The sequence below is a fragment of the Polyangium fumosum genome (genome assembly GCF_005144585.1).
Lineage (GTDB): Bacteria > Myxococcota_A > Polyangia > Polyangiales > Polyangiaceae > Polyangium > Polyangium fumosum.
This window is the reverse complement of record NZ_SSMQ01000182.1, coordinates 1-1,527: the sequence shown is the minus strand read 5'-3', so window position 1 is coordinate 1,527 and position 1,527 is coordinate 1. Positions and strand designations below refer to the sequence as shown.

General features: G+C 64.1%; 2 protein-coding genes. Both read right to left on the bottom strand.

The window, feature by feature from the left end:
* Positions 1–847, bottom strand: an 847-nt coding sequence (locus E8A74_RS51605; protein ID WP_136936579.1) for an amino acid ABC transporter permease, incomplete at its 3' end; no start/stop codon positions are given.
* 6 nt (positions 848–853) lie between these two features.
* The coding region (locus E8A74_RS51600; RefSeq protein WP_136936578.1) for a transporter substrate-binding domain-containing protein at positions 854–1,527 on the bottom strand (674 nt) is incomplete at its 5' end.

The window sequence follows — 1,527 nt, the reverse complement described above, 5'->3', positions numbered from 1 at the left end:
CGTTCATGAGGGGCGGGATGACCCGCCGCACGGCCTGGGGAACGATGACGTACCGCATCGATTGCATGTAGCCGAGCCCGAGGCCCCGGGCCGCTTCCATCTGGCCGCGCTCGATCGACTGGATACCAGCCCGGAACACCTCCGCGGAGTATGCGCCGGTGTTGAGGGAGAAGGCCAGGATGGCGGCGGTGTAGGCGGACATGTTCACGCCGAGCCCGAGGGCCAGGCCGAAATAGATCAGAGAGAGCTGGAGCAGGAGCGGCGTCCCTCGAAAGAGGTTGATGTACACGCGCACCGGAGCCCGTACGACCGCTCGTTTGGAAATCGTGAACACCGAGAGGACGAGGCCGAGGATCACCCCGAAGAGCTCGCCCGCGCCGGCCAGGAGAAGCGTATTTTTGGCTCCGTTCAGGAAGGCCTCGTAGTGCGGTACGATCTGCTCGAAGCTCAGGAAGTTACGGGCGAACCTCTCCATGTCGCCCTGGATGAACCAGAGGAGGGCGAGGCCGCAGAGGGCGGCCTGAAGGCCCAGCACCGCCCCGGCGATCGCCTCTTCCCGTGACACCCGGGTCGGCATGCGCCGGTAGGTCCCGAAGCCGAGCGCCGTGGCGCCCGCGCCGAGCAGGCTCCCGAACACGAGGATCGTGAAGAGCTCGATCGATTGCAGCGCGGCCGCGATCCGGTCCTCGCGCTGGATCCCGTATTCGGTCAGCACGGATGCCGTGCCCCCAAGCACGATCGCGAGGGCGAGCCCCCCGACGAGGGCGCTCACCAGCCCGAGGGGCCGGCTCTCCTCGCGGAGCGCGGCGATCCCTCGAATCGGATGCGGCGCTGGTATCCGGTTCATGCGCGCTCAACCGCTCGCCTTCACCGTCAGCGACTGCAGGGCTGAATAATAGGGCTTCGTGAATGACACGATTTTCTGTCGGGCCTTCACCGTGGCGTACGAGGGAGAGCCCACTGGGGCGTACGCGGTCACTGCCGCGGCGACCACGTCAAACCTGCCCGCCGAGAGGCTCGTGAAAATGGTGTCGAAGTTCGAGTTGACCCACTTCGGGGTCAGGCATAGCTCCTTGGCGATGGCTTCGATGAGCTCGACATCGAATCCCGTCGTTTCGCCGCTCTCGGTGAACAACTCGAAAGGAGGATAGGGGAGGTCCGATCCGATCGTCAACATCTTCGGCTGCACGGTCGATAGCGAGGGGCAGCCGGAGAAGGGTACGGCCGTCGCCTCCTCCACATGAGACGGGAGCTGCTGCCTGGGAAAATACTTGGTGAAGATCGCCTTGTAGGTGCCGTCGGCGAAGAGGTTCTCGAGCGCCTGGTCGATGCCCTGGAGGAGCGCGAGGTTCTCCTTGTGGACGGCGAATGCGTATTTTTCGCCATTGTCGATCCGCTGGACGATCTTCAGATCGGGCTTCCTCTCGACCACGTCCTCGGAGATCGGAAGGTCGTTGATGATGGCTTGGATCTGCCCCGCCTCAAGCGCGTTGTACATATCCGGGGCCTTGATGAAGGTCACGATCT